The sequence below is a fragment of the Lentzea sp. NPDC092896 genome (assembly GCF_044754905.1).
GTDB lineage: Bacteria > Actinomycetota > Actinomycetes > Mycobacteriales > Pseudonocardiaceae > Lentzea.
Genome location: NZ_JBIVPX010000019.1, coordinates 38,111 through 62,060, shown reverse-complemented (window position 1 = coordinate 62,060; position 23,950 = coordinate 38,111). Strand labels below are relative to the sequence as shown.

The following is a 23,950-nucleotide window of genomic DNA, read 5'->3' as shown; positions in this document are numbered from 1 at the left end:
GAAGTACGCTGGGTCGGCCGCGAACCCTTGGAGGATGCTCATGATCGCGCGTTCCTACCCGTTCGGTCCGGTGGACGGGCTCGACCTGCACCCGACCTACGCCGAGCTGCGGGACGAGGAGCCGCTCGCCCGCGTCAAACTCCCCTACGGGGAAGAAGGCTGGCTGCTCACGAGATACGACGACGTCCGATTAGCGCTCAGCGACCCGAGGTTCAGCCTCGCGCAGGCGGCCGTGCGGGACACGCCCAGGATGGGCCCGACGCGCATCGGCGCGATTCTGACCGACATGGACCCGCCTGATCACACCCGGTTGCGCCGCCTGCTGTCGCACGCGTTCACCGTGCGCCGCGTCGAACAGCTGCGAGACACCGCGCACCAGGTGGCCGGCGACCTGCTCGACGAGATGGAGAAGGCGGGGCCGCCGGCCGATCTCCTGACGGCGTTCGCGATTCCGTTGCCAGGACTCATGGTCTGCGACCTGCTCGGCGTCCCGTACGCCGACCGCGACCACTTCCAGTCGCTCGCCGAGGCGTTCATGTCGACCACGGCGATGACCGACGACGAGAAGCTGTCGAAGCTCGGCGAACTGGCGAGCTACCTGGCGGGCCTCGCCGACCAGCGCCGCGTGCACCAGGAAGACGACCTGATCAGCGCTTTGGTGCTGGCGCAGGAGGAAGGCGACCGGCTCACCGCCGAGGAACTGGTGCAGATCACGGTGTTGCTGCTCGGCGCCGGCTACGACTCCACCGCGAGCCACGTCGTCAACTCGGTCCACACCCTGCTGACGCACCCGGACCAGGCAGCACTGCTGCGCGCCCGGCCCGAGTTGATGCCCGGCGCCGTGGAGGAACTGCTGCGGTGGATCCCGGGACAGGAGATCGCCGACATCCTGCCGCGGTACGCGCTGGAGGACGTCGAACTGAGCGGCGGCACCGTGCGCGCGGGCGAACCGGTGCTGCTCGCGAAGCACGCGGCCAACCGAGACCCGCGCCAGTTCCCCGACCCCGACCGGTTCGACGTGACGCGCAACGCCAAGGGGCACCTCGCGTTCGGACACGGGCCGCACCACTGCATCGGCGCTCAGCTGGCGCGGATGGACGTGCAGGTCGCGCTGACGGCGCTGCTCGAACGGTTCCCGGATCTGCGCTTGGCCGGTGACGTGCAGTGGCGGACGGGTATGGCCATGCGAGGCCCGCTGTCCATGCCGGTCACGTGGTGAACTAGGCAGACCGGCTTTGCGGGGTCAGCAGTTCGTTGATGGAGTCGAGTGAGATCCCGAGCGCGCCCGCGAGAGCGGCGATGGTGAAGAACGACGGCGTGGGGGCACGGCCGGTCTCGATCTTGCGCACGGTCTCGGCGGACAGGCCGGCGCGGGCCGCGATCTCGACCATGCTCTCCTCGCCGCGGGCGTCCCGCAGCATCTGACCGAGCCGCCTGCCGCGCTCCCGTTCCAGCGACGTCAGTGGGATGCGCACCATGGGTGCGGATTCTACGCGAAACAGACGTGCCGGGTGGCGTGAGAAAAGTCCGTTGCGAGGCCGGCCGATCCCGACATAGGTTCGTCTTACACACGAGAGGAGGTGGTCCGAAGTTGTATAGCAACAGGACTCGTGAGGTGGCTGTCCGATAGGACCGCCTTTTGGTGACGCCTTGTCGTAAACCCAGGCAGCCACCCGACCCCCGGACTTCGAGCGCTGGTCCCGCTCGGCCTGCTCGCGCAGGAGTCGTCCGGGGGTTGTCCCGTTCTCAGGCCTTCTTCTGCGGCTTCTTCAGCGCCAGCAGGTCCGCGACGAACGCGTCGAACGCCTCGCCGAAGTTCTCGGCCCGCACGACCGCCGACGGGTGCACCGTCACCCCGACGCGCAGCCCGTCGTGCTCCAGCACCTCACCGCGGTGCTCGGTCAGCTTGAACGACGGCCCCAGCACCGCCTTCGCCGCCACGGCCCCCAGTACGACCACGAGCCGCGGCCGCACCACGCGGATCTCCTCCCGCAACCACGGGAAGCAGGCCACGACCTGACCTCGCAAAGGCTGCTGGTGGATCCTGCGCTTGCCGCGCTCGGTGAACCGGAAGTGCTTCACCGCGTTCGTCAGGTACGTCTTCGAGCGGTCGATCCTGGCGGCCTTGAACGCCTTGTCCAGGAGCCGCCCGGCGGGTCCGACGAACACGTGGCCCTCGGTGTCCTCGTGGTCACCGGGGCACTCGCCCACCATCATCAGCCGAGCCGGCACCGGTCCCTCGCCGAACACGGTCTGTGACGCGTCCTTGTGGAGCTCGCAGCCGTGGCACTTCGCGGCCGCAGACCGCAACGCCGCCCAGTCGGCCCCCTCAGGGACGTACTGGGCGGCGTCCGCCGTCTTGCCCGTGCTCTTACTTGTCCGAGCGGAAGGCATCCTTGACCTTCTCGCCGGCCTGCTTGATGTCGGCCTTGGCGCGCTCGGCGCGGCCCTCGGCCTGCCACTGCTCGTTGTCCGTGGCGTCGCCGACGGCTTCCTTGGCGCGGCCCTTGAGTTCGTCTGCCTTGTTGCTGAACTTCTCCTCGGCACCCATGCTTCCCGGTTACCCCGCGAGCACCGCTCGAAACAGTTGATAAGGTGATCACTCGCGGTTGAGAACCCAGCCGCAAGCCGATGTGACGGCTTGCCCTGGGTGTGCCCGCCCTTCGCAATGCAGCTCCAGAGCGCGTCGTCACACCGGCATGCCGCTGTGACCGTGACGACGCGAAAGGAGCAGGCGGTGCCGTCCGCGAGAATCACCGCCCTGGAGGCCGAGGTGGCGGGGCTGCGCAAGGCCCTGGCGTCCCGGACAGTCATTGGGCAGGCCACAGGCCTGATCGCCGCGCGCAAACCCTGCACACCCCAGCAGGCGTTCCAGCTGCTGGTGCACATATCCCAGCACCACAACATCAAGCTGCACGTCGCCGCCGACCGGCTGGTCATGGCGTTCGTGCACGCGCACCTCGGACGGCCCGTCGAGACGGCCGACCAGATGCTGTGGGATCACGTCGACGCGACGACCGCGAACGACTCCGGTGGAAGCGGCGACGGATTCGCCGAGGAGGTCAGCAGCACGTCTCCCTGAGGTAGCGGGACGGGGGTCGTGCCCAGGTTCACCACCACGCGGATCGTGCCGCGGTGCACCACGAAGCACTCCCCGTCCTGCTCCACCACGACCCTGTCCAACCGCGGATCGGCCAGCTCCGGGCGGGAGCGGCGCAACGCGATCAGGGCGCGATAGGTGTCCAGGACCACGGCGTGGTCGCCCTCGCCGGCCTCGTCCCAGCGCAGCCGCGAATTTTCGACGGTCCGCGGTGACATGGGGTCCGGCACGTCGGACTCGCCCCAGCCGTGCCGGGAGAACTCGCGCCGCCGGCCCGTCCGGACGGCCTCCGCGAGCTGCGGGTCCGGGAAGGACGCGAAGAACTGCCACGGCGTGGAAGCCGCCCACTCCTCCCCCATGAAGATCATGGGGGTGTAGGGCGAGGTGAGCACGAGCGCCGCCGCGCACAGCAACTTCCCCGTCGACACGGTCGCGGGCAGCCGGTCGCCGGTGGCGCGGTTGCCGACCTGGTCGTGGTTCTGCGTGTACGCGAGGAACCGGTGGCCGGGGATCAACGCCGTGTCGACCGGCTTGCCGTGGTGTTTGCCGCGGAACGACGACCACGTGCCGGCGTGGAAGAACACCTTCTCCAGCGTGTTCTTCAGCGCTCCTGGTGCCGCGAAGTCCTCGTAGTAGCCGAAGGTCTCGCCGGTCAGCGCGACGTGCAGGCAGTGGTGCAGGTCGTCGGACCACTGCGCCTGCAGGCCGTAGCCGCCGCCTTCGCGCGCCGTGACGAGCTTGGCGTCGTTCAGGTCGGACTCGGCGATCAACGTGAGCGGGCGGCCCACGGACGCCGACAGCGCGTCCACCTCGACGGACAGCTCTTCGAGGACGTGGGTCGCGCGGCTGTCCGCCAGTGCGTGCACGGCGTCGAGCCGCAGCCCGTCGACGTGGAAGTCCCGCAGCCACTGCAGCGCGTTGTCGATGACGTACCGGCGCACCTCGTCGGAGCCCGGCCCGTCCAGGTTCAGGCCAGGACCCCAGTCGTTGCGCCCGGCGAAGTACGGCCCGAACCTGTCGAGGTACGCGCCGGACGGCCCGAGGTGGTTGTAGACCACGTCGAGCAGCACGGCGAGGCCTCGGGCGTGACAGGCGTCCACGAACCGCTTGAACCCGTCCGGCCCGCCGTAGGGGTCGTGCACGGCACCCCACAGCACGCCGTCGTAGCCCCAGCCCTCGACGCCGTCGAAGCTGTTGACCGGCATGACCTCGACGAACGAGATGCCGAGGTCCACCAGGTGGTCGAGCCTGCCGATGGCCGCGTCGAACGTGCCCTCCGGCGTGAACGTGCCGATGTGCAGCTCGTAGATCACACCGCCCGGCAACGCCCGGCCGGTCCAGGCGCTGTCGGTCCACTCGAACTGATGGGTGTACACACGGGAGGCTTCGTGCACCCCGTCCGGCTGCCACAGCGACCGCGGGTCCGGGTACGCCTTGCCCTCGATGACGAACGCGTAGTCCGTCCCGTCGGCATCGGAGTACCACCAGTCGCCGTCGCGCTTCATCTCGTGGTCGAAGCCGTCGACGCGCACGTGCACCGACTCGGGAGTCGGTGCCCAGACGGAGAAGCTCACTGATCCCCCTGCACCAGCAACGCCACCGGATAGGTGTCGAGCAACGAGGCCAGGTCCTCGGTCGCCGGCCGTCCGGTGAGGACGTCCGTCCACTTCGAACCGGGCAGCGGCAGAACCGTGTCCTGCCAGCCCTTCTGCTCCAGCCCGACCGGCAGTCGCGTGGCCACCGTGATCACGCCGGACCGTTCGAACGCCAGCACGTGCTCGGCCGCCGGGCCCTCGGCGTGCAGCGGCCGGTAGCCGTGCAGGCCGCGCTTGCGCACGTGCAAAGCCTTCTGCACCACGAGGAGCTTGGCCGCGCCCGAGTCGTCGACCTCCGGCAGCCAGCCGGACTCGATGCGCGCCAGCAGATCCCGGCGCACCTCGTAGTCGACCGGCCTGCGGTTGTCCGGGTCGACCAGCGAGAAGTCCCACAGCTCGGTGCCCTGGTACACGTCCGGCACGCCCGGCGCGGTGAGCTGGACCAGCTTCTGCCCCAGCGAGTTCGACCAGCCGGGTGCCTTGATCCGCTCGGCGAACGCGGTGACCTCGGGCTCGTTCAACGCCTTCGCGGGCCACGCGGCCACCTCGGCGTCGAACTCGGCGTTGCGGTCGACCCACGACGTCCTGAGCTTGGCCTCGCGGGACGCCTTCTCCAGGTACTGGCCGAGGCGTTCCTCCGTCAGCGGCCACGCGCCGACGAGCGACTGCCACGCCAGGCGGTTCAGCGACGGTTCGGAGAGCCCGTGCTTCTGGCTCATCTCGGCCTCGAACGCCAGGTACTCGTTCGGGATCTCCGCCAGCACCGAGAGCCTCGCGCGCACGTCCTCTGAGCGCTTGGTGTCGTGCGTCGACAACGCCGTCATCGCGTTCGGCTCTGCGGACTCACGCCGCGCCGCGCGCTCGTGGAACTCACCGACGGGCAGCCCGAACCGGTCCGGCGAACCGCCGACCTCGTTGAGCGCCACGAAGTTCGTGTACCGGTAGAACGCGGTGTCCTCGGTGCCCTTCGCGACGACCATGCCGGACGTCTGCTGGATCCTGGTCGCCAGCTCGCCGCGCGGATCGGCGCGGACCTGCTCGTCCAACGCGCGCACCGCGGACGACCTGCTCCGCTGCACGGCGATCTCCCAGTGCCGCAGGCCTTCCGGGAGGTAAGAGCGGTACACCGGGAAGTTGACCATCACCTCGGCGACGGCCTTGCAGGCCTCCTCGAACTCGACGCCCTGGACCAGCCGGGCGATCCGGCGCACCTCGGCCACCAGGATCGAGTCCGCGACCTGCTGCCGCGACGAGTGCTCGATCTCGTGGAAGTCGCCGCTGAAGGCGTCCCTGGCGGCGATGAACACGCCGCAGATCTCGCGCAGCGCGTCGTAGCCCGTCGTGCCGTCGACCGGCCAGCTCTGCGGCAGCGACTCGTCCGGCCCGAGGATCTTCTCCACGACCAGCCAGCCGTCGAAGTGCTCGCGCAGCCGCCGGAAGTAGCCGCCGGGATCGGCGAGCCCGTCCGGGTGGTCGACGCGCAACCCCGTGACGCCCCACGACAACACTGCGCGGTGCGTCGCCTCGAACACCTCGGGGTCCTCGACCCGCACCGCCGCGAGCTCGGTGATGTCGAAGAACCGCCGGTAGTTCAGCTCGGTGTTGCCGCGCCGCCAGTCCACTTTGCGGTAGTGCTCGTGGACCTCGTCCTCGGAGTCCTCCCCGAGCACCGGCAGCAGCACCTGGCCGGACGACCAGTCGATGTCGAAGTACCGCGCGTACTTCGACTCCTGCCCGTGCGCGAGAACGTCCTCCCACCACGGGTTCGGCACGACCATGTGGTTCGGCACGATGTCGACGACCAGGCCGAGGTCCAGTGCCTTGAGCCGGTCCTGGAGCGCCACCCGGCCCTCGTCGCCGCCCAGTTCGGCCCGCGCGCGGGTCGGGTCCACGACGTCGTAGCCGTGCGTCGAGCCTTCCCGCGCGTCGAGCATCGGCGACGCGTACAGCGCGCCGATCCCCAGGCGCGCCAGGTAGTCCGCGACGGCCGTGGCGTCGGCGAAGGTGAAGGACGGGGTGAACTGGACGCGGTACGTCGAGGACGGCGCGCCCATCAGCCCACCCGCTGCAGCACGACGAGCGACCGCGCGGTCAGCGAGAGCTGCCCGGACGCGGCGATCGGCTTCTCGTTGCCGCCGACCTCCCCGGTCGTGGTGTCCACGACGACCCTCCACTCAGGACCGTACTCGGGCTCCGGCAACGTGACCTGGATGTCCTCGTAGTGCGCGTTGAACGCCATGAGGAACGAGTCGTCGACCACCCGCATGCCGCGCGAGTCGAGGTCGGGAATGCCCTCACCGTTGAGGAAGACGGTGATGCACTTGCCGAGGTCGTCCTCCCAGTTCTGCTCGGTCATCTCCTCGCCGGCCGGCGTGAACCAGGCGATGTCGCGCAGTTCCTCGCCCTTGCGGATCGGCCTGCCCGCGAAGAAGCGCTTGCGCCGGAACACCGGGTGCGCCTTGCGGAACGCGGCGAGCGCCGAGGTGAACTCGGCCAGCTCGGAGTTGGCCTCCAGCAACGACCAGTCGACCCACGAGACCTCGTTGTCCTGGCAGTACGCGTTGTTGTTGCCGTTCTGCGTGCGCCCGAACTCGTCGCCGTTCACGATCATCGGCACACCCTGCGACAACAGCATCGTCGCCATCAGGTTCCGCCGCTGCCGCCGCCGGAGCGTGAGGACCTCCTCGTCGTCGGTCGGCCCCTCGACACCGCAGTTCCAGGACCGGTTGTGGTCCTCGCCGTCGCGGTTGTCCTCGCCGTTGGCCTCGTTGTGCTTGTCGTTGTACGACACCAGGTCGTTGAGCGTGAAGCCGTCGTGCGCCGTCACGAAGTTGATCGACGCGTACGGCCGCCGACCGTCGTCCTGGTAGAGGTCGCTGCTGCCGGTGATGCGCGACGCGAACTCGCCCATCGTCGCCGGCTCACCGCGCCAGAAGTCGCGGACCGTGTCGCGGAACTTGCCGTTCCACTCCGTCCACAGCGGAGGGAAGTTGCCGACCTGGTACCCACCGGGCCCGACGTCCCACGGCTCCGCGATCAGCTTCACCTGCGACACCACCGGGTCCTGCTGCACGACCTCGAAGAACGTCGCCAGCCGGTCCACGTCGTAGAACTCACGCGCCAGCGTCGCCGCGAGGTCGAAGCGGAAGCCGTCGACGTGCATCTCGGTGACCCAGTACCGCAACGAGTCCATGATGAGCTGCAACGTGTGCGGCGAGCGCACGTTCAGCGAGTTACCGGTGCCCGTGTAGTCCGTGTAGAACTGCGGGTCGTCCTCCACCAGCCGGTAGTACGACTCGTTGTCGATACCGCGCATCGACAACGTCGGCCCGAGGTGGTTGCCCTCCGCCGTGTGGTTGTAGACGACGTCGAGGATGACCTCGATCCCCGCCTGGTGCAGGGCGCGGACCATGCCCTTGAACTCCTGCACCTGGTTGAGCGGCAGTGCCGAGTAACCGTCGTGCGGCGCGAAGAACCCGATCGTGTTGTAGCCCCAGTAGTTGCTGAGCCTGCGCTCCGCCAGCGTGTGATCGCTGATGAACTGGTGCACCGGCATCAGCTCGACGGCCGTGACCCCGAGCTTGATCAGGTGATCGATCATCACCGGATGCGCGAGCCCCGCGTACGTCCCGCGCAGGCGCGGCGGGATCTCCGGGTGGTCGATGGTGAGACCGCGAACGTGCGCCTCGTAGATGACGCTCTCGTTGTACGGCGTCCTGGGCAGCCTGTCGTTCGTCCAGTCGAAGAACGGGTTCACCACCACGGACTTCGACACGTGCGGAGCGGAGTCGTCGTCGTTGCGCTCGTCCGGCGACCCGAACTTGTACCCGTACAGCGCCTCGTCCCACGACAGGCCGTTCGAGATGGCCTTGGCGTACGGGTCGATCAGCAGCTTGTTGGGGTTGCACCGGAGGCCTCGGGCCGGGTCGTGCGGCCCGTGCACGCGGTACCCGTACCGCTGCCCCGGGCCCACGCCGAGCAGGTAACCGTGGTGGACGAAACCGTCCACCTCCGGCAGCCTCACGCGTGTCTCCGTGCCGTCCTCGTCGAAGAGGCAGAGCTCGACGTACTCCGCGACTTCGGAGAACAGGGCGAAGTTCGTGCCGACGCCGTCATAGCCGGCGCCGAGCGGGTAGGGCCTACCAGGCCAGGGTCGCACAATGCTCCTCGTCACAAAGAACTAGCTACCGACAGACCATATCCGTGCGACAACGTCGTGGCATCACGCTTCGACGACGGGTACCGACGGTCCACGAAAAGACACGTACCCCGTCATCGCGCCTCGTACGCACGATGTTCGCCGGATCTCACCGAACCCTGTGCCGGCGATCCGCAGGACGCCGCGGATCATCGCGGCCGACCTCGCGGGCGGCAGGTGGGTGCGCTCGACCTCGCTGGTGGAGGGAGCGGGAAACGCGCGGCACCGCAGGGCGCGGACGACGTCCGCGCCTGTGCCGGGTGCTGGTGGGATGCGAGCCGGTAGGCCTGGTGGAAGATCACACTCGAACCTTACGAGCGGGCTCTGACAATTCCGGGCCCGCTGCGGCAGGTTTTCCCGAGAGCAGGAGCAGCTTAACTCGATCGTGTGATCGTGCAGTCAGGCGACTACCGGGGTGCGGTCACACTCCTTCGTGCGCGAGAACGAGCTGTCCACGTGCGGCCGTGAGCAGCGTGCGGGCTTCCTGGATCTCCGCGTACTTCAGGTGTTCACAAGCGGCCTCAGCGCACGCCAGCGCGTGTTGAAGGGCGATGTTGTCGTCGACGGGACCCGCGTCCCGCAGCGCGTCACGAAGGGATTCCTCCGCGCGCCGTGCCCCGACCACCGGGTCGCCGAGCGCAGTGGGTCTCACCGAAGCGAGGACCTGCTCGACGGCCAGTTCAAGCACGCCGGTTGATGTCCGCGTGCCCACGGCTGAGCTCATTTGGTACGCCACCTCCAAGAACGTTCGTCTTCCGCCGTCCGGTGACGGCACCTACAGTACTCCGCGGGTCCATGACCTGCTGTTACGCAAAAGTTTCATCTTCCGCGGTTGCGCAGTGGCCGGGTGATCTCCCGGACTCGTGGGAAGAAATCATCCAATACCACCGGCAGGGGAATTCTCCAGTTCGGGTGCTCGTCGATCGTGCCCGGCACGTTCGGCTGCCGGGTTTCCCGCAGAGCGTCCTGAGGTGAGGTCAGGACCAGCGCGCAGGGGGCCTGCGCGAGCAGTTCGTGGGCGCCTTCGACCCTGTCCGCGGTCTTGATGCCCTCCTGCCGCATCAGCGCGTCGAAGTCGGGGCCGTCGGGGCCCGCGAAGAACGTCGCCGCGGTCGGGAGGTCGTGGGTGGAGATGCTGGCCATCTGGTTCGGGTTCCACTGCGACGGCGGGATCAGCGGGTGACCCTCGGCGTAGTAGTCGCGCTGGAAGTAGAGAACGGCGCTGGTCAGCATGCCGTTCTCCTGCAACGTCTTCGTGACGACCGGCTCGACCGTGCCGAGGTCCTCGCCGACGACGACGGCGCCGGCCCGGTACGCCTCCAGCGCGAGCACGCCGAGCATGGCGTCGGAGTCGTAGTGGACGTACGTGCCCCTGCTGGGCGGCTCGCCCGGCGGGATCCACCAGAGCCGCCACAGGCCCGCGACGTGGTCGATGCGAATGCCGTCGGCGTGCTTGAGGACGCTGCGCAGCACCTGCCGGAACGGCCGGTAGCCGGTCTCGGCGAGCTTGTCCGGGCGCCACGGCGGCAGGCCCCAGCCCTGGCCGTCGGCGCTGAACGCGTCGGGTGGCGCACCGACCGTGACGTCGATGGCGAACACGTCGGGGTCCGCGAACGTGTCGGCGCCGCCGGGGTCGACGCCCACCGGGAGGTCGTGGATGACGCCGATGGCCATGCCGGCCTCGTGCGCGGCGAGCCGCACGTCCTGGAGCTGGCGGGTGCAGAGGTGCTGGAGCCAGGCGTGGAACCCGACCCGTTCCGCCGGAGGCTCGGCGCGGTCGGCCGGCCACGTGCGCCAGTCCTTGCCGTGGATCTCAGCGAGCGCGCAGTACGTGGCGAACTTCTCCAGCTCGGCGTCCATCTCGACGTCGCCGCCGGGGAAGAGCAGCTCCAGGGCCTGCTTCTTGGCGTCCCAGATCTCGTCGTAGTCGATCAGCTCGTGGTTGCCGGGCCGGAGGTCGCGGATGAGCTGCCGGGTGCGCGGGCAGGCCTGCAGGAACTCCGCGGTGTCGGTGACGCGCAGGTACAGCGGGTTCGCGAACCGGCGGCTGGTCGGCGAGTACGGCGAACGTTCGACGGGATGCGTCGGCGACGGCGCCTGCACGGGGTTGACCAGCACGACACCGGCGTCGAGCTCCAGGCTGCTCCGGCGGGCGATGGTGGCGAGGTCGGCGAAGTCGCCCATCCCCCACGACTCGTTCGAACGCGCGGCGTAGAGCTGCAGCATCCAGCCCCAGGTGTGCGGGACGTCCGGCAGCGTCCTGGGCGCGACGGCGAGCGTGACGGTCTGGTCCTCGGTGACGACGCGGTGCCAGCCGAGCGGAACCGAGTCGGGCACGTGCCGTTCGACGGCGAACGAGGTGCCGTCCTCGAGCTCGATGGTCGCGGGGCCGCGCAGGTCGTACGTCTCGTACTCGCGGATGACGATCGTGGGCGGGAGCTTCAGCTCGGCCCGCCGCCGTTCGACCTCGGCGAGCTCGCGGGCGACGGAGTCCTCAGTGGACGCGTCGACACCGAACTGAGCGAGGACCTTCACGACGACGTCGTGATCGACCACGACCTCTTGCTGGTCCGCGTTTTCGTACCGTGTGGCAACGCCCCAAGCGTCCGCCAGCCGCGCCACCAACTCCTCCACAGGTACAAGCTATGTCATAGCCCGGTCCGCATTACCAGAGCAAATGGTCCCTGGTCACCCGATGGGTGCAGGCCGGTCGAGACACCCACGCAGAGATGCATTTACTTAGACATCCGATGCTTCACCTGGAATAGCCACGACCGCTTCGACCTCGACCAGGAAATCGGGTCCGAACAAAGCAGCCACCTGAACCAGCGTGCTGGCCGGGTTGGGCACTTCTCCCAGCGCGGGCCGCAGAATCTCGTCCCGCACGTCACGAATGGTCTGAACCTCCGACGCATCCAGCACGAACCAGGTGAACTTGATGACATCCGACCAGTCGGCGCCGAGATTTCTGATGACGTGATGAAGATTGCTCAAGGCCTGCCGCGTCTGCGCCGCGAGGTCGTCGACGCCGACCGCACACCCCTGCGCGTCCACCGCGACCTGACCGGAGACGAACGCGAGCGTGCCGGTGACCGTCACCGCGTGGGCGTAGCCGGGCGTCGTCGGCAGGCCGGGCAGTTCGGTCAGGCGCTCTTGGGCGGGCATGGCGCCACAGTACTTCGAGCGGGTGGAACGCATCGGTGCGCTCAGCGCGCGACCGGACCGCACGACCGGAATGCGCCGCCTGCTGTTGCCGAGCGACGAGTTCGTCCTGGTCGACGACGACGCGCCGGTGAAGCTCGGCAAACCGCGCTACGTCAGTTCGCGGGCCCGCTCGAGTTCCTGACGACCAGCCGCACCGGGTGTTCGGCCGGTTCGATCTCCCCGCCCCTGATCAGCGTGAACAGGTCGGCGACCGCCCGTTCCCCCTGCGTCTTCGCCGCCCCTTCGACGGCGGTCAGCCCGACCACGCGGGTGAGCTCCTGCCCGTCGAGCGACACGATCGACACCTCGTCCGGCACCGCGCGCCCGTCCCGCTGCATGCGCAGGAAGATCCCGACCGCTGCGGCACCGTTCGAGCTGATCACCGCGGTGGGCAGGCGTTCGCCGTCGAGCAGCACGTCGACCACCTGCTCGCCGCCGTCGACGGTCGGCGAGCACCACACCGTCCACTCCGGACGCACCTCGAGGCCGGCGGCGACCAGGATCTCGTCGTAGGACTCGTCCACGCCGTCGGCCAGCACCAGGGCCACCTCGCGATGGCCGAGGGCCTGCAGGTGGGACACGGCGGTCTGCAGCGCGTGGCGGAGATCGGTGTCGTCGACCGTGACGTGCGGGACCTCCAACGACTCCAGCGCGACCTGCTCCGAAGAGGACAGCGACATCGACAGCAGCAGCACGCCGTCCACCCGGCGCCCCAGCGGCAGCTCGTCGAAGAACTTCGCGCGCGCGTCCGCGTCACCCAGCACGTAGAGCAGCACGTCGTACCCGGCCTGCCGCAACGCGCCCTCCGCGCCCGCCAGCACGGGACTGACCTCGGACGTCAGCACCGCGATCGCGTACCGCCGCCCACCGGCCAGGGAGGAGGCGTCGCGGGCGATCGCGTACTTCATCCGGCGTGCGACGTCGCTCACGTGCTGCCTGGTCGCCTCGGACACGCCCGGTTCGCCTCGCAGCGCACGCGATACGGTCGCAGCGGACACACCAGCGGCCTTGGCCACGTCGGACATGCTGGTCACGGCCCGAGCGTATTGGAGATCCATGAAGCCCGGCGACCTCGCCCCCGACTTCACGCTGCCCGACCAGGACGGCACCGACCGCAAGCTGTCGACGCTGCTCGAGGACGGCCCGGTCGTGCTCTTCTTCTACCCCGCGGCGATGACGTCCGGGTGCACCGCGCAGAGCTGCCACTTCCGCGACCTCGCCCAGGAGTTCAAGGAGGCCGGGGCCCAGCGCGTCGGCATCTCGATGGACGACGTGGCGAAGCAGAAGGAGTTCGCCGAGCTGAACGGCTTCGACTACCCGCTGCTCGCCGACGTCGGTGGCGACGTCGCGGAGCAGTACGGCGTGCGGCGCCGGTTCGGGCCGATCCCGGTCAAGCGGCACACGTTCGTCATCGGGGCCGGCCGCGAGATCATCGAGGTGGTCAAGAGCGAGTTCTCGATGAACGCGCACGCGGACAAGGCGCTGGCGGCTCTCCGCGAGCGAGCCGCCAAGTAGTCGGCTAACCGACGATCCCGGCGAGAGCGGCCTCATACTCTTTCGCCTGGGTCGGCGTGAGCTGTTTCGACACCCGGACCAGCACACCACCGGCGACGTAGTCGTACTCGGCGAGGACCGACATCTGCTTGCCGAAGGACTGGATGTAGTCCATGCGCGCCTTGGCCGCCGCCTCGTCGGCGAACACCTCGACCCCTCCTCCCCGGAGGGTGTCGTTCTCCTTGGTGATCGCCACCTCGCCCTCCACCGCGACACGCGTGTCGGTGAACGCGGTCTTGGACGTGTAACCGTTCGGGCGGCCGAGCAACTTGTTCGGATCGTCCTCGGCAGTGAAGACCTTGGTCAGTTTCAGGCTGGGAACCTTCTGTGCCAGCGCGGTGGTGAGCTCTTCTGCGGTCTTGGGTGCCGCAGGCTTGTTCTCCGCCTGGACTACCGGAGTGTCGGCCGAGCCGGTCGGACCACTGGTCGACGGCGAGCCGCATGCGGTGAGCAGAGTGGCGGCGAGGATGCCGACGGCGATGCGATGCATGCGACGTCCTTCGTCCCGCGAAGGCCGGCCGTTACGAGGCTCTCAGGAGTCAGTGATCGTCAGCACGCCGTAGGGCCCGGACGCCTTGCCCTCGCGGACAGTCGTGCCGTCGATCGTGTACTTGCCGTGCACCTCGGCACCGTCCGGGCCCGCGACGACCACGAGCATCACGGACTCGGACGCGGGGCCGGCGGGCACCTCGACGGTGCGGGTCCACGGCAGGGTCACGCTCGCCTCGTTGTGGATCGTCGCGCCGACGGTCGCGGTGACGTTGAACGCCTTGCCGGTGCCGGTCACCTCGAACACGACGGTCCGCTTCTCCGGTGCCGGCGCGGGCGACTGGACGGGCTCCAGCGGCACCGCGGTGTGCTCCGGGGAGCTGAAGGTCCGCTCCAGCATGGTCGTCACGTGGTTGCCGAACGCGAGTGCGCCCAGGACCACCAGCACCGTGATCAGCAGCAGCACCCAGGGCCACTTCGACGACTTGGGTGGCTCGTGCAGTGGCGGTGCGATGCCGAACTCGGGCGGTTGGTGCGACATGAGGACCCCCTGCCCTGGGAGTCGATCTCGCGACTCCCGCCGTTACCGCCACTGGGACGCGGCGCGGCGCGGCGCGGATCCGCCCGTCTGCACCGCACCGGCCGGCGCCAGCCGTTCGACGTGGTCGGCGCTGAGCGCGGCGGCGTCGTGCTGCCGGTACTCCGCCGCGAGTTCGCGGGCCCGCAGCCGGAACGACCCGCCGTCCAGCACCGACCGCACCGCCGCCCTGATCGCCTTCGACGACGGCGCCGAGGTGCGCAGGTTCAGGCCGGCGCCGGACCGTTCCACGCGGGCGGCCACCTCGGGCTTGTCCTCGGTCGTGCCCGCCACGACCAGCGGGACGCCCTGGGCGAGCGCGAGTTGCACGCCACCGAATCCGCCGTTGGTGACCATCGCGGCGATCTCGGGCAGCAGCCGGTCGTAGGGCAGGAACGGCGCGGTGAAGGCGTTGGCGGGCAACGGGCCCACGTCGTGCGCGCCGGTGCTGGCGACGACCGTGACCGGCTCGTCGGCCAGGGCGTGGATGGTGGGCAGCACGAGTTGGTGCAGGTCCATGTCCGCGACCGTGCCCTGGGTGACGTGCACGATCGGGCGCCCGGCGGTCATCATGCGTTCCCACCAGTCCGGCAGGTCGATGGTCGGGGCCGGGTCGACCAGCGCGCCGACGAACTTCACCTGCGGCGGCATGAACACGCGCGGATGTTCCAGGCCGGCGATGCCGTTCTGCAGGTGCAGGTGCGAGGACACGCTCGCGAGCCGGCGTTCGCCCTCGGGCAGGCCGAGCCCGGCGAGGATCCGGTCGCGGTGCGCGAACACGGGCTTGAACACCACGTTGTCCAGCAACGCGCGCACGGCCGCGTATTGCATCCGCGCCACCACACCGGTCCGATGCCGCAGACCAGGTCCGAACGGCGGCACGTCCGGCGCGGGCAGCATCATCGGTGTGACGCCGACGCTCACGGCGCGAGGCCCGCCGAGCAGTTCGAGCACGGTCGCGCCGACGTACGCGGTGTCGTGCACCACGAGGTCCGCCGGCCGTTCGGCCAGCACTCGCTGAAGGTCGCTGACCTGCGCGGGGATCGGGTCCAGGAACACCGCGGTCATGTCGTAGCGCAGCTTCGCGATGCCCTTGAGCCTGGTGCGCTCGGGGAACAGCTCGTCGACGTTGCGCCCCTGGTGGTCGATCGACGGGTCCATCGCGACGAACTCCGCGCCGGTCGCGGCGATCCGGGCCGCGAACACCTCGCCGGTGCACCACCGCACGTGATGGCCGCGCTCGGTCAGCGCACGGGCGATGGGCAGCAACGGCACGACGTGACCGGGTACGGGCATGGTCGCGAACAACAGGTTCAGACGGGGCACGGGGGCAGTCGATCAGATCACGCTTAACGCGCCCTAATTCGTCATCTCAATCCGGCCAGCACGAAGTCCGCGATCTCCCCCGCCAGCACGGCGGGCGTCTTCTGGCCGTCCGGCCGGAACCACATGGGCAGCTGGTTGACCACGCCCAACGCGATCCGCACCACGGTGTCCGCGGGCACGACGGAGCTGAACTCGCCGTCCGCCTGCCCCTTCTCGATCACCGCGAGGAACGTCTCGTGGTAGCGGCGGCGTTCGGCGCGGAACTCGGTCATCGAGTCCTCGCCGAGCCGGTGCAGCTCGCGGACGAACACCGCGGTCTCGTCGACCCGTTCGGCCGTCGACACCACGAGCGACGCCAGGATCTCGCGCACGGTCTCGCCGGCGGGCAGGCCGAGGCCGATGATCCGGTCCATGTCGGCGGACTGGGACGTGATCAGCAGCCGGTAGATCTCGAAGAGCAGGTCGTCCTTCGCCCGGAAGTAGTGGTAGAGCGCGCCCTTGGTCACCTGCGCGGCCGTGACGATCTCCTGCACCGACGTCGCGTCGTAGCCCTGCGACGCGAACAGCCGCACGGCCGCGTCGATGATCTTCTGCTCGGTCGCGCTGGGCATCGCTAGGCCTTCGGTGCCAGTGCGCGTACCTGTTCGATCTGGTCGCCACCGGTCGGAAGCAGGGCGATGATCGGGGTGTCGACGCCCTGGGCCTGGTACTCGGCGACGCGATCGCGGCACTGGTCCAGCGAACCGTGCACGACCAGCGCGTCCACGACCTCGTCCGGGATCGACTTCGACGCGGCCTTGCGGTCGCCCGCCGCCCACGCCTCGTGCATCGGGCGCAGCGCCTCGCCGCGGCCCAGCCAGTCGTGGAACGCCGCGTAGGCAGGCACGGTCAGATAGGTGCTGATCAGCATGCGTCCCAACGCCCGCGCGGCGTCGGCGTCCTCGGTCGGGCAGACGAAGATCCGGGCCGCGAGCTCGGCGTCGCCCAGTTCGGCACGCACCTGCGGCACGTCGGTGGCGGCGAGCCAGTTGGTGATCGCGCCGTCGGCCTCGCGACCGGCCAGGCGCAGCATGTTCGGGCGCAGCGCCGCGAGCATGATCGGCACCTTCTCGGCCGGCGGGCGCTCCAGCTTGAAGCCCTTCACCGAGAACGTGTCGTAGTCGGCGCTGACCTTCTCCCCCGCCAGCGCGGCCTTCAGGAACCGCAGCGTGTCGCGGGTGCGCTTGAACGGCTCCTCGAACGGGATCGCGTTCCAGCGCTGCACGATCGCGGGCGACGACGAGCCGATGCCCAGCACGAACCGCCCACCGGTCACCTCGGCCAGCGTCGCGGCGGTCATCGCCAGCGTCGCAGGGCCGCGCGTGTACACCGGCGCGATCGCCGGGCCGAAGCGCAGCTCGGAGGACCACTGCGCGGCCAGCGCCAGCGGCGTGAACGCGTCGGTGCCCGTCGTCTCGGCCGACCACACGTCCGTGTAGCCGAGCCCGGCGAGCTCGGACACCAGCGCGCGGTGCTCCAGCACCGGCACTCCGATGAGCGGCAGCGTGATTCCCCAACGAGCCATGAACGCCTCCAAGTCAGCTTGAAGGCACCCTACCGACCGGTCGGTATGCTCACAACCTCACTTCTTGCGGGCCATCGTCAGGCCGTCCGCGATCGGCACCAGCACCGACTCCACGCGCGTGTCCCTGCGCACGAACTTGTTGAAGGCGTCGATCGCGGCGGCGTTGCCCTCTGGCTGCTCGTCGGCGGCCTCGCCGTAGTAGAGCGTGTTGTCGGCGAGCAGCAGGCCGCCCTGCCGCACCCGCGGCACCAGCAGGTCCCAGTAGTGGACGTACCCGACCTTGTCCGCGTCGATGAACACCAGGTCGATGACCGGCTCCTCGGGCAGCTCGGCCAGCGTCACGGCGGCCGCGCCGATCCGCAGGTCGATGCGGTCGCGCACGCCCGCCGCCTGCCACGCCTCCTCGGCGATCGCGGTCCACTCGGTCGAGAGGTCGCAGGTGATGACCTTGCCGGACGGGGGAAGTGCCTGCGCGAACGCCAGCGTGGAGTACCCCGTGTAGGTGCCGACCTCGACCACCGTCTGCGCGCCGGTGAGCTTGACCAGCAACGACAGCAGCACTGCCTGCTCGTGCGGGATCTGCATCTCGGCCGAGTCGCCGAGCTCGGCCGTGCGGGCGATCAGCTTCTCCTGCACGGCGCTCGGCTGGCCGGCCTGCTCGCGCACGTAGCGGTAGATCTGCGGGGTCATGACCACGGTCTTGAAGTCGTTCACGCGCGGCCTTCTCTCATAGTCGGGTGGCGAACGTCCTGAGTGTCTCTCCGTACTCGGGGCTCAGCGGGTGTTTCGCGAGGTCATGGCCGATCGCGGACAAGATGGCCGTGCGGTGCGCCTGATAGCGGCTCACGCACACGCACTCCCGGCTGACCAGGAAGAACTCGTCGAACCGCGCGCGTTCGGCTTCGGTGGTGGGCACGCTCGTGCGGCCGGACTCGCGCAGCAGCGACGGGCCGCCGGGCACGAGTCTGCGCATGACCTCCTTGTGTGCCACCAGGTTCGCCTTGCTCGCGGAGGAGAGCGGTGCGGCCGCCGCGGGCCCCAGTGCGGCACGCGCCCGGCGCAGCAGGCCGGGCAGTGGCTCGTAGTCACGTGCCCATCGCCCGCTGAACGCCGGGTCGAACGTCACCATCATCGGCCGGATGACGTCCTCGTACACCTCACGGGAACAACTGCCCGAATAGGCGAGCATCACCGAGTACGCGTCGTATCCAAGCGCAGCGAGGCGGACTAACTGCGAATCAGGCTCGCGTATCAACCGATCGAGTGAATCCGACAGAAACTTCCACACCAGGAATGCGCCGTGATGGCCGAGAAACCACCGGTACACGGCGCGTTGCACCGGGTCTTCCGGGGCGGTGATGACGATCGGGATCTGAAAGCAGCGGGCCGCGCACGGAATCAGTTCCGCGTCCGGCATCGGCAGCCGCAGGACGGGCAGGTCGACCCAGGTGTGCCCCCACGCGGGCACGCAGGCGGGAGCGCTCATCGACCACCCTCCACTTCGGACACTACGGCGTCGAGGAGATCCGCGACCACGCCCAGCGCGACGTCCAGCGGCCGGTCCTCCACGATCGGCGGCACCACCTCCGCGATCCGGTCGAACACCTCCGCGAGCCGCGGCGCCTGCGGACGGCGCGCGCCGACGTGCACGGCCTGGCGCAACCCGATCGCGAGCCCCGCGTGCAGATAGCGCAGCAGCCGCGCCTGGTCGAGCGCCGTGAACGCGGCCTGCGTGCCGAACGGGACGACGTCCTGGTTGTGCAGGTTCGTCGGCAGGCTCTGCACCGACGCGGGCGCGGCGGCCCTGCGCATCGCGGCGACCGTGGCGGTCGCGCACAGCTGCACGCCCTGGAGTGCGTGGTGCTGACCGGGAAGCGGGCTGAGCATCGGCGGCAACCCGTTGGTGCGGTGGGGATCCACCAGCAGGTCGAGCTGGCGTTCGGCCAGGTTGCCCAGCTGCACCAGCGCGACGTTGAGCTGGTCGGCCGCGAAAGCGCTGGGCTGGCCGAAGAAGTTGCCGCCGTGCACGACCTCCCCCGTCTCCGGGAAGAACAACGGGTTGTCGCTCACGCCGTTGAGGTCGCGGCGCACCACCTCGTCGGCGTGCCGCACGCTCGTGCCGGCCGCGCCGATCAGCTGCGGCGTGCACCGGATGCTGTAGGGCTCCTGCAGCGGACGCTCCCCGGATGGCTTACTCCCTTCGAGCCAACTTCTAATGGCCGCACCCGTTTCAGCGACGTCCGGATGCCCGAACGCCGCCAGTAGTCCAACCGACGTGAACTCGACACCGCAGCCGAGGACGTCGGTCATCAAGGCGGACAACAACTCCGCCGTCCGCCGCGCGCGAACCGACTGTGCGACAGCGAGTCCGAGAGCTGCGGCGGTCACCGAAATGCCGTTGACCAACGCGAGGGCGTCCCGGCCACCGAGCACGAGTTTCCTGAGCCCTGCCCGTGTGAGCGCTTCCCCGGCAGGCATGAGCTCATCCCCGAAGAAGGCGTTCCCGTTACCGCGCAAAGCATGGGCCACATAGGCCAGTGGCTGGAGGTCTCCACTCGCACCGACTGACCCCAAACGTGGTACCGCTGGGGCGAACTCGGTGTCCAGCATGGCAGTCAGCGAGTCCACGACCTGCTCGGACACTCCGGATCGCCCCTGCGCCAAAGAGAACAGTCGCGTGAGCACAGCCGCGCGGGCGACGGCCGGCGGCAGCAGTTCACCGTGGCCGACGATGTGGTGCAGGATGGTGTTGTCGCTCTGGCCGGCGCTGTCCGCGCGGCCCTCGAACTCGACGAGCGGGCCGAAACCCGTTGTGACACCGTAGATGGCGCGTCCGGACGAGCTGACTTCGAGCACGAACTCGTAGCAGCGCGAGATCCGCGCGCGCACGTCGGCCGGCAGTTCGACGTGCAACGGATCACGGGCGAGTTCGAGCTGCGCCGGTGCGAGGTGTGCGGCCAGATTCAGGACAGCAGAAGATGTTCCGACAGGCACGATGCCTCCAGATGACTTGGGAGCCACTCGCGACGATCCCGGTTGACCTGCCTGCGAGGAAGGGCCTTATGTACGCACTAAACGAGGAAAATTTCTCAGCTGTCCTTCGGCGTGATCAAGCCGCCGGAGAGGTGATCGAACTCTCCGCGCACGATTCGGCCCAAAAGATCGGCGGACTGCTCCAGCGGGGTGAACCTGCCCGTGTCGCGCTGAGACCTCGACCACGTCGAGATCCTTTGCTGGTGCGGATCCTTCGAGTCCATGGTGGCGCCGCGGCGCATCAGACCGATGTCGACCATGCCGGGGTCGTAGCTCAGCACGGCGATGGGCCGGTTCTTGAGCTCGATCGCGAGGTTCTCGGTCAGCTTGATCACGGCCGCTTTGGACACGGAGTACGCGGTGACATAAGGCCATCGGTGCACGCCGGCGTTGCTGACCACGTTGATGATCCGGCCGCTCGTCATCGTGCGGATCGCGGCGTTGGCGGCGAACGCGGTGCCGCGCAGGTTCACCTCGAACGTGTGCCACCAGTCGTTCTCGTCGACCTGCCACGTCGGACCGACCGGCCCACCGAGCGCACCGTTGTTGACCAGCACGTCGATCCCGCCGAGGCTCTCGATGAGCTTCGGTGTCGCATGCGGATCGCCCAGGTCCGCGACGTGCGTCTCGACGTCGACGCCCCGGGCCGTCAGCTCGGCCTGAGCGGTGTCGAGCGCCTTCTCGTCGCGTCCGGTGATGACGAGCTGATGTCCTTGCGCGCCAAGGACGTCGCTGAACGCCCTGCCGAGTTCCTTGGCACCACCGGTGATGAGAACCCTCACTGCGAGGCGTCCTTCAGCAGGCGACGAAGGATCTTGCCTGAGACGGACTTCGGTATCTCTCGCACGAACTCAACCTGGCGGATCTTCTTGTAAGACGCCACCTCCGCCGCGACGAACGCCATCAGTTCGTCCGCGGTGACGTCGCCTTGCGTCACCACGAACGCTTTGGGGACCTCGCCGTTAACTCGATCGGCCGCACCGATCACGGCAGCGTCTCGAACGGCGGGATGGCGGCGCAACACGGCCTCCAGTTCGGCCGGCGCGACCTGGTAGCCCTTGTACTTGATCATTTCCTTGATGCGGTCCACGACGTGGAACCGGCCGTTGTGGACTCGCACGAGATCCCCGGTGCGCAACCAGCCGTCCACGAAGGCGTCCCGGGTGGCCTGCTCGTCGCCGAGGTAGCCGTCCATCACCTGCGGACCGCGGATGAGCATCTCGCCCTCCGCCACGTCCCTTGTGGTGCCCGGCTTGACGATGCGCGCCTCGGTACCGGGACAGAGCACACCGACGCTCGTGGGGTCGGATTCCACGTCACCGTCGAATGTTTGGTGTGTCCCACCAGCTTCAGTGAGTCCGTAGCCCTGCCGCAGGGGCGCCTGGAGCTTGCGTTCGGCTTCCTGGCGAATGGTGTCGTCGAGCGGGGCGGCGCCGCAGAGAACGAGCTTGAGGCTCAGTTCCGGTACCGGTTCTGGATGATCCGCGATGGCGGCGGCGAGCGGAGGCACCAGGAACGCCCGTGTGACGCGGTGTTCCGCGAGGCGCCGCAAGTACGTTCCGGCGTCGCTGCGGGGCATGGTGACGAGCGTGGCGCCACCGAGCAGGCCGGAGTTGAGGATGATGGCGAAGCCGTAGACGTGGAAGAACGGCAGGTTCGCGGCGAGGACGTCGGTCTCGTCGATGCGCCAGCCCGGCCGGTGCTGCTCCAGGTTCGCCACGAGCGCGCGGTGACTCAGGCCGACGGCCTTGGTGAGACCCGTTGTGCCACTGGAGAAGAGGACGACCGCGGTCGAACCGGGATTTCCCCGTGGGAGCGAATCTTCCCGGCTCTCAGGGAGGTCGTCGAGGTCGAGCGTCGCGGTGACGTTCGCGAGCTCCTTGAGCCGTGCGATCTCCGGCGGTGTGAGCATCGGGTTGATCAGCGCGGCCGTCGCACCCGCGGCCATGACCGCGTGCAGACCGACGGCGTACCTAGGCCGGTTGAGACTGGCGATCGCGACCGTGTCACCGGGCCGGATCCCAGCCCTGACAAGGCCTTTGGCCGTTCGCTCGACCTGGTCGGCGAGCTCGGCGTAGGTGAGCGACTCGCCCGTGACGGCGTCCACGAGCGCGACTTTGTCGTTGTGCCGTGCGCGTTCCAGAACGTGTTCTGGCACAGTGCGTTCAGGAACGGCCACGGCCGGCAGGGGGCTGTGGTAGATCACTGGCGCGGCTCCGGTGTCCACGCCGCCGTACCTGATGCACGGCGACGTGGCCGGACACTATCGGCACTTTTCGTGATCGTGTGGCCGAGTTGGTCAGAAGCTCACCAAGTCTGGCCGGAGACTCAGAGACTCACGCCGCGCTCGGCCAGCCAGCCGACGGGGTTGATCTTCTGGCCGCCACCGACCCACACCTCGAAGTGCACGTGCGGCCCGGTCGACTGCCCGCGGTTGCCGATCGTCGCGATCTGCTGCCCGGCCTTGACCTTGGCACCCTGCGGAACGTCGATGGTGTTCATGTGGCCGTAGACGGTGATGGTGCCGTCCTCGTGCTGGATGCGCACCCACAGCCCGAACCCGGACGCGGGCCCTGCCTCGACGACCGTGCCGTCCATGACGGAGACGATCGGGGTGCCGATGGCGTTCGCGATGTCGACGCCGTTGTGGCTGGTTCCCCAGCGGGCGCCGAAGCCGGACGTGAACGAGCCCTGAGCGGGCCGCACGCACTTCGGGCGCTTCGCCTCCTCCTCGGCCGCGATCCGCGCCTGCTCGGCCTTGGCGGCCTCCTGGCGCTTCACGTAGGCGCCCTCCGCGGACTTGAGGGCCTCGGCGACGTGGTACTGCGCCTGGATCTGCTCGGCCTGCAGCAGCTTGCGCGCCTCGGAGCCGGTGTCGACGGAGTGAATCGTCTGCGGCCCCTGCTGCGGCGGGGCGGTCATCGCGGCGGCGAGGTTCTTGGTCGCCGCGACGGGGGTGATGAGGCGGTCGACCGGGGACACCGTGCTCGCCGCCTGGGCGAAACCGGCGCCGGCGAGGGCGCCCGCGGCGACGACCACCGCAACGGCCTTCTTGCGGTCCAGGTCCACTCTGGTGATGACGTCGACCAGCGGACCCTTCGCACGATGCCGTGCCAAAACTGCCTCCATGCACTCGGGGGAGTTCGGCAACCGCTCTTCGCCTGGCGTCGGGGGGCCTGGCTGCGGGCTTCGGGGGCCCGGTGGTGGACTGGACCGCTTCGGGGGCGTTCCGTGTCCTTGCGGTTATCGAACCGTGACATGCGGCGCAGAACGTAACCTCGCGTCACCGGCCCGAGCAAGCCAAGTGGGT

General features: G+C 69.0%; 25 protein-coding genes. 4 read left to right on the top strand and 21 right to left on the bottom strand.

Annotation, left to right across the window (positions count from 1 at the left end; all coding sequences use genetic code 11):
* Positions 1-40 precede the first annotated feature (40 nt).
* Complete coding sequence (locus ACIQF0_RS47395) at positions 41-1,219, top strand: cytochrome P450 (RefSeq protein ID WP_401041551.1); 1,179 nt, start codon at positions 41-43, stop codon at positions 1,217-1,219.
* 1 nt (position 1,220) lies between these two features.
* On the opposite strand, the gene ACIQF0_RS47390 is transcribed toward ACIQF0_RS47395, so the two are convergent.
* The 3 genes from ACIQF0_RS47390 to ACIQF0_RS47380 all read right to left on the bottom strand — a co-directional run bounded on the left by ACIQF0_RS47390 (position 1,221) and on the right by ACIQF0_RS47380 (position 2,551).
* A complete protein-coding gene (locus ACIQF0_RS47390; RefSeq protein ID WP_401041549.1) occupies positions 1,221-1,478 on the bottom strand; it encodes a helix-turn-helix domain-containing protein in 258 nt (85 codons plus the stop codon).
* 268 nt (positions 1,479-1,746) lie between these two features.
* Positions 1,747-2,394 (bottom strand): UdgX family uracil-DNA binding protein, encoded by a 648-nt coding sequence (locus ACIQF0_RS47385; protein ID WP_401041547.1) that lies wholly within the window; start codon positions 2,392-2,394, stop codon positions 1,747-1,749.
* A complete protein-coding gene (locus ACIQF0_RS47380; protein WP_319981380.1) occupies positions 2,372-2,551 on the bottom strand; it encodes a CsbD family protein in 180 nt (59 codons plus the stop codon). The genes ACIQF0_RS47385 and ACIQF0_RS47380 overlap by 23 nt, the downstream gene beginning before the upstream one ends.
* Before the next feature lie 162 nt (positions 2,552-2,713).
* Here ACIQF0_RS47380 and ACIQF0_RS47375 point away from each other — a divergent pair, with 162 nt between their 5' ends.
* A complete protein-coding gene (locus tag ACIQF0_RS47375; protein WP_401041546.1) occupies positions 2,714-3,082 on the top strand; it encodes an ANTAR domain-containing protein in 369 nt (122 codons plus the stop codon).
* Here ACIQF0_RS47375 and treZ read toward each other — a convergent pair.
* From treZ to ACIQF0_RS47345, 6 genes are all read right to left on the bottom strand, one after another.
* Positions 3,001-4,674, bottom strand: a complete 1,674-nt coding sequence (gene treZ, locus ACIQF0_RS47370; protein WP_401041544.1) for a malto-oligosyltrehalose trehalohydrolase — start codon at positions 4,672-4,674, stop codon at positions 3,001-3,003. The genes ACIQF0_RS47375 and treZ overlap by 82 nt on opposite strands.
* Positions 4,671-6,749 (bottom strand): malto-oligosyltrehalose synthase, encoded by a 2,079-nt coding sequence (gene treY / locus ACIQF0_RS47365; protein WP_401041542.1) that lies wholly within the window; start codon positions 6,747-6,749, stop codon positions 4,671-4,673. Before treY ends, treZ begins: the two co-directional genes overlap by 4 nt.
* Complete coding sequence (glgX, locus tag ACIQF0_RS47360; RefSeq protein WP_360049156.1) at positions 6,749-8,854, bottom strand: glycogen debranching protein GlgX; 2,106 nt, start codon at positions 8,852-8,854, stop codon at positions 6,749-6,751. The genes treY and glgX overlap by 1 nt, the downstream gene beginning before the upstream one ends.
* Positions 8,855-9,314: 460 nt before the next feature.
* Positions 9,315-9,617 carry a hypothetical protein gene (locus ACIQF0_RS47355; protein ID WP_360049154.1) on the bottom strand — a complete coding sequence of 101 codons (303 nt, stop codon included), beginning with the start codon at positions 9,615-9,617 and terminating at the stop codon, positions 9,315-9,317.
* Positions 9,618-9,712: 95 nt separating this feature from the next.
* Positions 9,713-11,527 (bottom strand): 4-alpha-glucanotransferase, encoded by a 1,815-nt coding sequence (locus ACIQF0_RS47350; RefSeq protein WP_401041539.1) that lies wholly within the window; start codon positions 11,525-11,527, stop codon positions 9,713-9,715.
* Positions 11,528-11,632: 105 nt separating this feature from the next.
* Positions 11,633-12,058: a RidA family protein gene (locus ACIQF0_RS47345; RefSeq protein WP_093604347.1), complete on the bottom strand. Its 426-nt coding sequence runs from the start codon at positions 12,056-12,058 to the stop codon at positions 11,633-11,635.
* On the opposite strand from ACIQF0_RS47345, the gene ACIQF0_RS47340 reads away from it, so the two are divergent.
* A complete protein-coding gene (locus ACIQF0_RS47340) occupies positions 12,057-12,239 on the top strand; it encodes a hypothetical protein (protein ID WP_401041537.1) in 183 nt (60 codons plus the stop codon). The genes ACIQF0_RS47345 and ACIQF0_RS47340 overlap by 2 nt on opposite strands.
* On the opposite strand, the gene ACIQF0_RS47335 is transcribed toward ACIQF0_RS47340, so the two are convergent.
* Positions 12,211-13,122 (bottom strand): LacI family DNA-binding transcriptional regulator, encoded by a 912-nt coding sequence (locus tag ACIQF0_RS47335; protein ID WP_401041561.1) that lies wholly within the window; start codon positions 13,120-13,122, stop codon positions 12,211-12,213. The genes ACIQF0_RS47340 and ACIQF0_RS47335 overlap by 29 nt on opposite strands.
* A 31-nt stretch (positions 13,123-13,153) precedes the next feature.
* Between ACIQF0_RS47335 and ACIQF0_RS47330 the strand changes: the two genes are divergently transcribed.
* Positions 13,154-13,612, top strand: coding sequence for a peroxiredoxin (locus tag ACIQF0_RS47330; protein ID WP_401041535.1), 459 nt, complete (start codon positions 13,154-13,156; stop codon positions 13,610-13,612).
* A 4-nt stretch (positions 13,613-13,616) separates the two neighbouring features.
* Here the strand turns inward: ACIQF0_RS47330 and ACIQF0_RS47325 are convergent, their stop codons facing one another.
* The 11 genes from ACIQF0_RS47325 to ACIQF0_RS47275 all read right to left on the bottom strand — a co-directional run bounded on the left by ACIQF0_RS47325 (position 13,617) and on the right by ACIQF0_RS47275 (position 23,757).
* Complete coding sequence (locus tag ACIQF0_RS47325; RefSeq protein ID WP_401041533.1) at positions 13,617-14,141, bottom strand: hypothetical protein; 525 nt, start codon at positions 14,139-14,141, stop codon at positions 13,617-13,619.
* A 42-nt stretch (positions 14,142-14,183) separates the two neighbouring features.
* Positions 14,184-14,681, bottom strand: a complete 498-nt coding sequence (locus ACIQF0_RS47320) for an MmpS family transport accessory protein (protein WP_401041531.1) — start codon at positions 14,679-14,681, stop codon at positions 14,184-14,186.
* A gap of 42 nt (positions 14,682-14,723) precedes the next feature.
* Positions 14,724-16,043 carry a nucleotide disphospho-sugar-binding domain-containing protein gene (locus ACIQF0_RS47315; RefSeq protein ID WP_401041529.1) on the bottom strand — a complete coding sequence of 440 codons (1,320 nt, stop codon included), beginning with the start codon at positions 16,041-16,043 and terminating at the stop codon, positions 14,724-14,726.
* 41 nt (positions 16,044-16,084) lie between these two features.
* Positions 16,085-16,654: a TetR/AcrR family transcriptional regulator gene (locus ACIQF0_RS47310; protein ID WP_360049146.1), complete on the bottom strand. Its 570-nt coding sequence runs from the start codon at positions 16,652-16,654 to the stop codon at positions 16,085-16,087.
* Positions 16,655-16,656: 2 nt separating this feature from the next.
* Entirely contained in the window at positions 16,657-17,607 is a 951-nt protein-coding gene (locus tag ACIQF0_RS47305; RefSeq protein ID WP_401041527.1) for an LLM class F420-dependent oxidoreductase, read from the bottom strand.
* A gap of 57 nt (positions 17,608-17,664) precedes the next feature.
* Positions 17,665-18,321, bottom strand: a complete 657-nt coding sequence (locus tag ACIQF0_RS47300) for an O-methyltransferase (protein WP_401041525.1) — start codon at positions 18,319-18,321, stop codon at positions 17,665-17,667.
* A 13-nt stretch (positions 18,322-18,334) separates the two neighbouring features.
* Complete coding sequence (locus ACIQF0_RS47295) at positions 18,335-19,093, bottom strand: L-tyrosine 3-hydroxylase (RefSeq protein ID WP_401041524.1); 759 nt, start codon at positions 19,091-19,093, stop codon at positions 18,335-18,337.
* Positions 19,090-20,601: a histidine ammonia-lyase gene (gene hutH / locus ACIQF0_RS47290; protein WP_401041522.1), complete on the bottom strand. Its 1,512-nt coding sequence runs from the start codon at positions 20,599-20,601 to the stop codon at positions 19,090-19,092. Before hutH ends, ACIQF0_RS47295 begins: the two co-directional genes overlap by 4 nt.
* Before the next feature lie 95 nt (positions 20,602-20,696).
* Entirely contained in the window at positions 20,697-21,422 is a 726-nt protein-coding gene (locus ACIQF0_RS47285) for an SDR family NAD(P)-dependent oxidoreductase (protein ID WP_401041521.1), read from the bottom strand.
* Positions 21,419-22,819, bottom strand: coding sequence for an AMP-binding protein (locus ACIQF0_RS47280; RefSeq protein ID WP_401041519.1), 1,401 nt, complete (start codon positions 22,817-22,819; stop codon positions 21,419-21,421). The genes ACIQF0_RS47285 and ACIQF0_RS47280 overlap by 4 nt, the downstream gene beginning before the upstream one ends.
* 149 nt (positions 22,820-22,968) lie before the next feature.
* On the bottom strand, positions 22,969-23,757 hold the full coding sequence (locus ACIQF0_RS47275) for a M23 family metallopeptidase (RefSeq protein WP_401041517.1): 789 nt from the start codon (positions 23,755-23,757) through the stop codon (positions 22,969-22,971).
* Positions 23,758-23,950: the final 193 nt, after the last annotated feature.

Excerpts from the sequence above, each read along its gene's own strand:
- ACIQF0_RS47390 (WP_401041549.1), bottom strand. The coding sequence starts at position 1,478 with ATGGTGCGCATCCCACTGACGTCGCTGGAACGGGAGCGCGGCAGGCGG.
- ACIQF0_RS47320 (WP_401041531.1), bottom strand. The coding sequence starts at position 14,681 with ATGTCGCACCAACCGCCCGAGTTCGGCATCGCACCGCCACTGCACGAG.
- ACIQF0_RS47330 (WP_401041535.1), top strand. The coding sequence starts at position 13,154 with ATGAAGCCCGGCGACCTCGCCCCCGACTTCACGCTGCCCGACCAGGAC.
- ACIQF0_RS47325 (WP_401041533.1), bottom strand. The coding sequence starts at position 14,141 with ATGCATCGCATCGCCGTCGGCATCCTCGCCGCCACTCTGCTCACCGCA.
- ACIQF0_RS47345 (WP_093604347.1), bottom strand. The coding sequence starts at position 12,058 with ATGCCCGCCCAAGAGCGCCTGACCGAACTGCCCGGCCTGCCGACGACG.
- ACIQF0_RS47340 (WP_401041537.1), top strand. The coding sequence starts at position 12,057 with ATGGCGCCACAGTACTTCGAGCGGGTGGAACGCATCGGTGCGCTCAGC.
- ACIQF0_RS47385 (WP_401041547.1), bottom strand. The coding sequence starts at position 2,394 with ATGCCTTCCGCTCGGACAAGTAAGAGCACGGGCAAGACGGCGGACGCC.
- ACIQF0_RS47295 (WP_401041524.1), bottom strand. The coding sequence starts at position 19,093 with ATGAGCGCTCCCGCCTGCGTGCCCGCGTGGGGGCACACCTGGGTCGAC.
- ACIQF0_RS47310 (WP_360049146.1), bottom strand. The coding sequence starts at position 16,654 with ATGCCCAGCGCGACCGAGCAGAAGATCATCGACGCGGCCGTGCGGCTG.
- ACIQF0_RS47355 (WP_360049154.1), bottom strand. The coding sequence starts at position 9,617 with ATGAGCTCAGCCGTGGGCACGCGGACATCAACCGGCGTGCTTGAACTG.
- treY (WP_401041542.1), bottom strand. The coding sequence starts at position 6,749 with ATGGGCGCGCCGTCCTCGACGTACCGCGTCCAGTTCACCCCGTCCTTC.
- ACIQF0_RS47335 (WP_401041561.1), bottom strand. The coding sequence starts at position 13,122 with ATGTCCGACGTGGCCAAGGCCGCTGGTGTGTCCGCTGCGACCGTATCG.
- ACIQF0_RS47380 (WP_319981380.1), bottom strand. The coding sequence starts at position 2,551 with ATGGGTGCCGAGGAGAAGTTCAGCAACAAGGCAGACGAACTCAAGGGC.
- ACIQF0_RS47395 (WP_401041551.1), top strand. The coding sequence starts at position 41 with ATGATCGCGCGTTCCTACCCGTTCGGTCCGGTGGACGGGCTCGACCTG.
- ACIQF0_RS47305 (WP_401041527.1), bottom strand. The coding sequence starts at position 17,607 with ATGGCTCGTTGGGGAATCACGCTGCCGCTCATCGGAGTGCCGGTGCTG.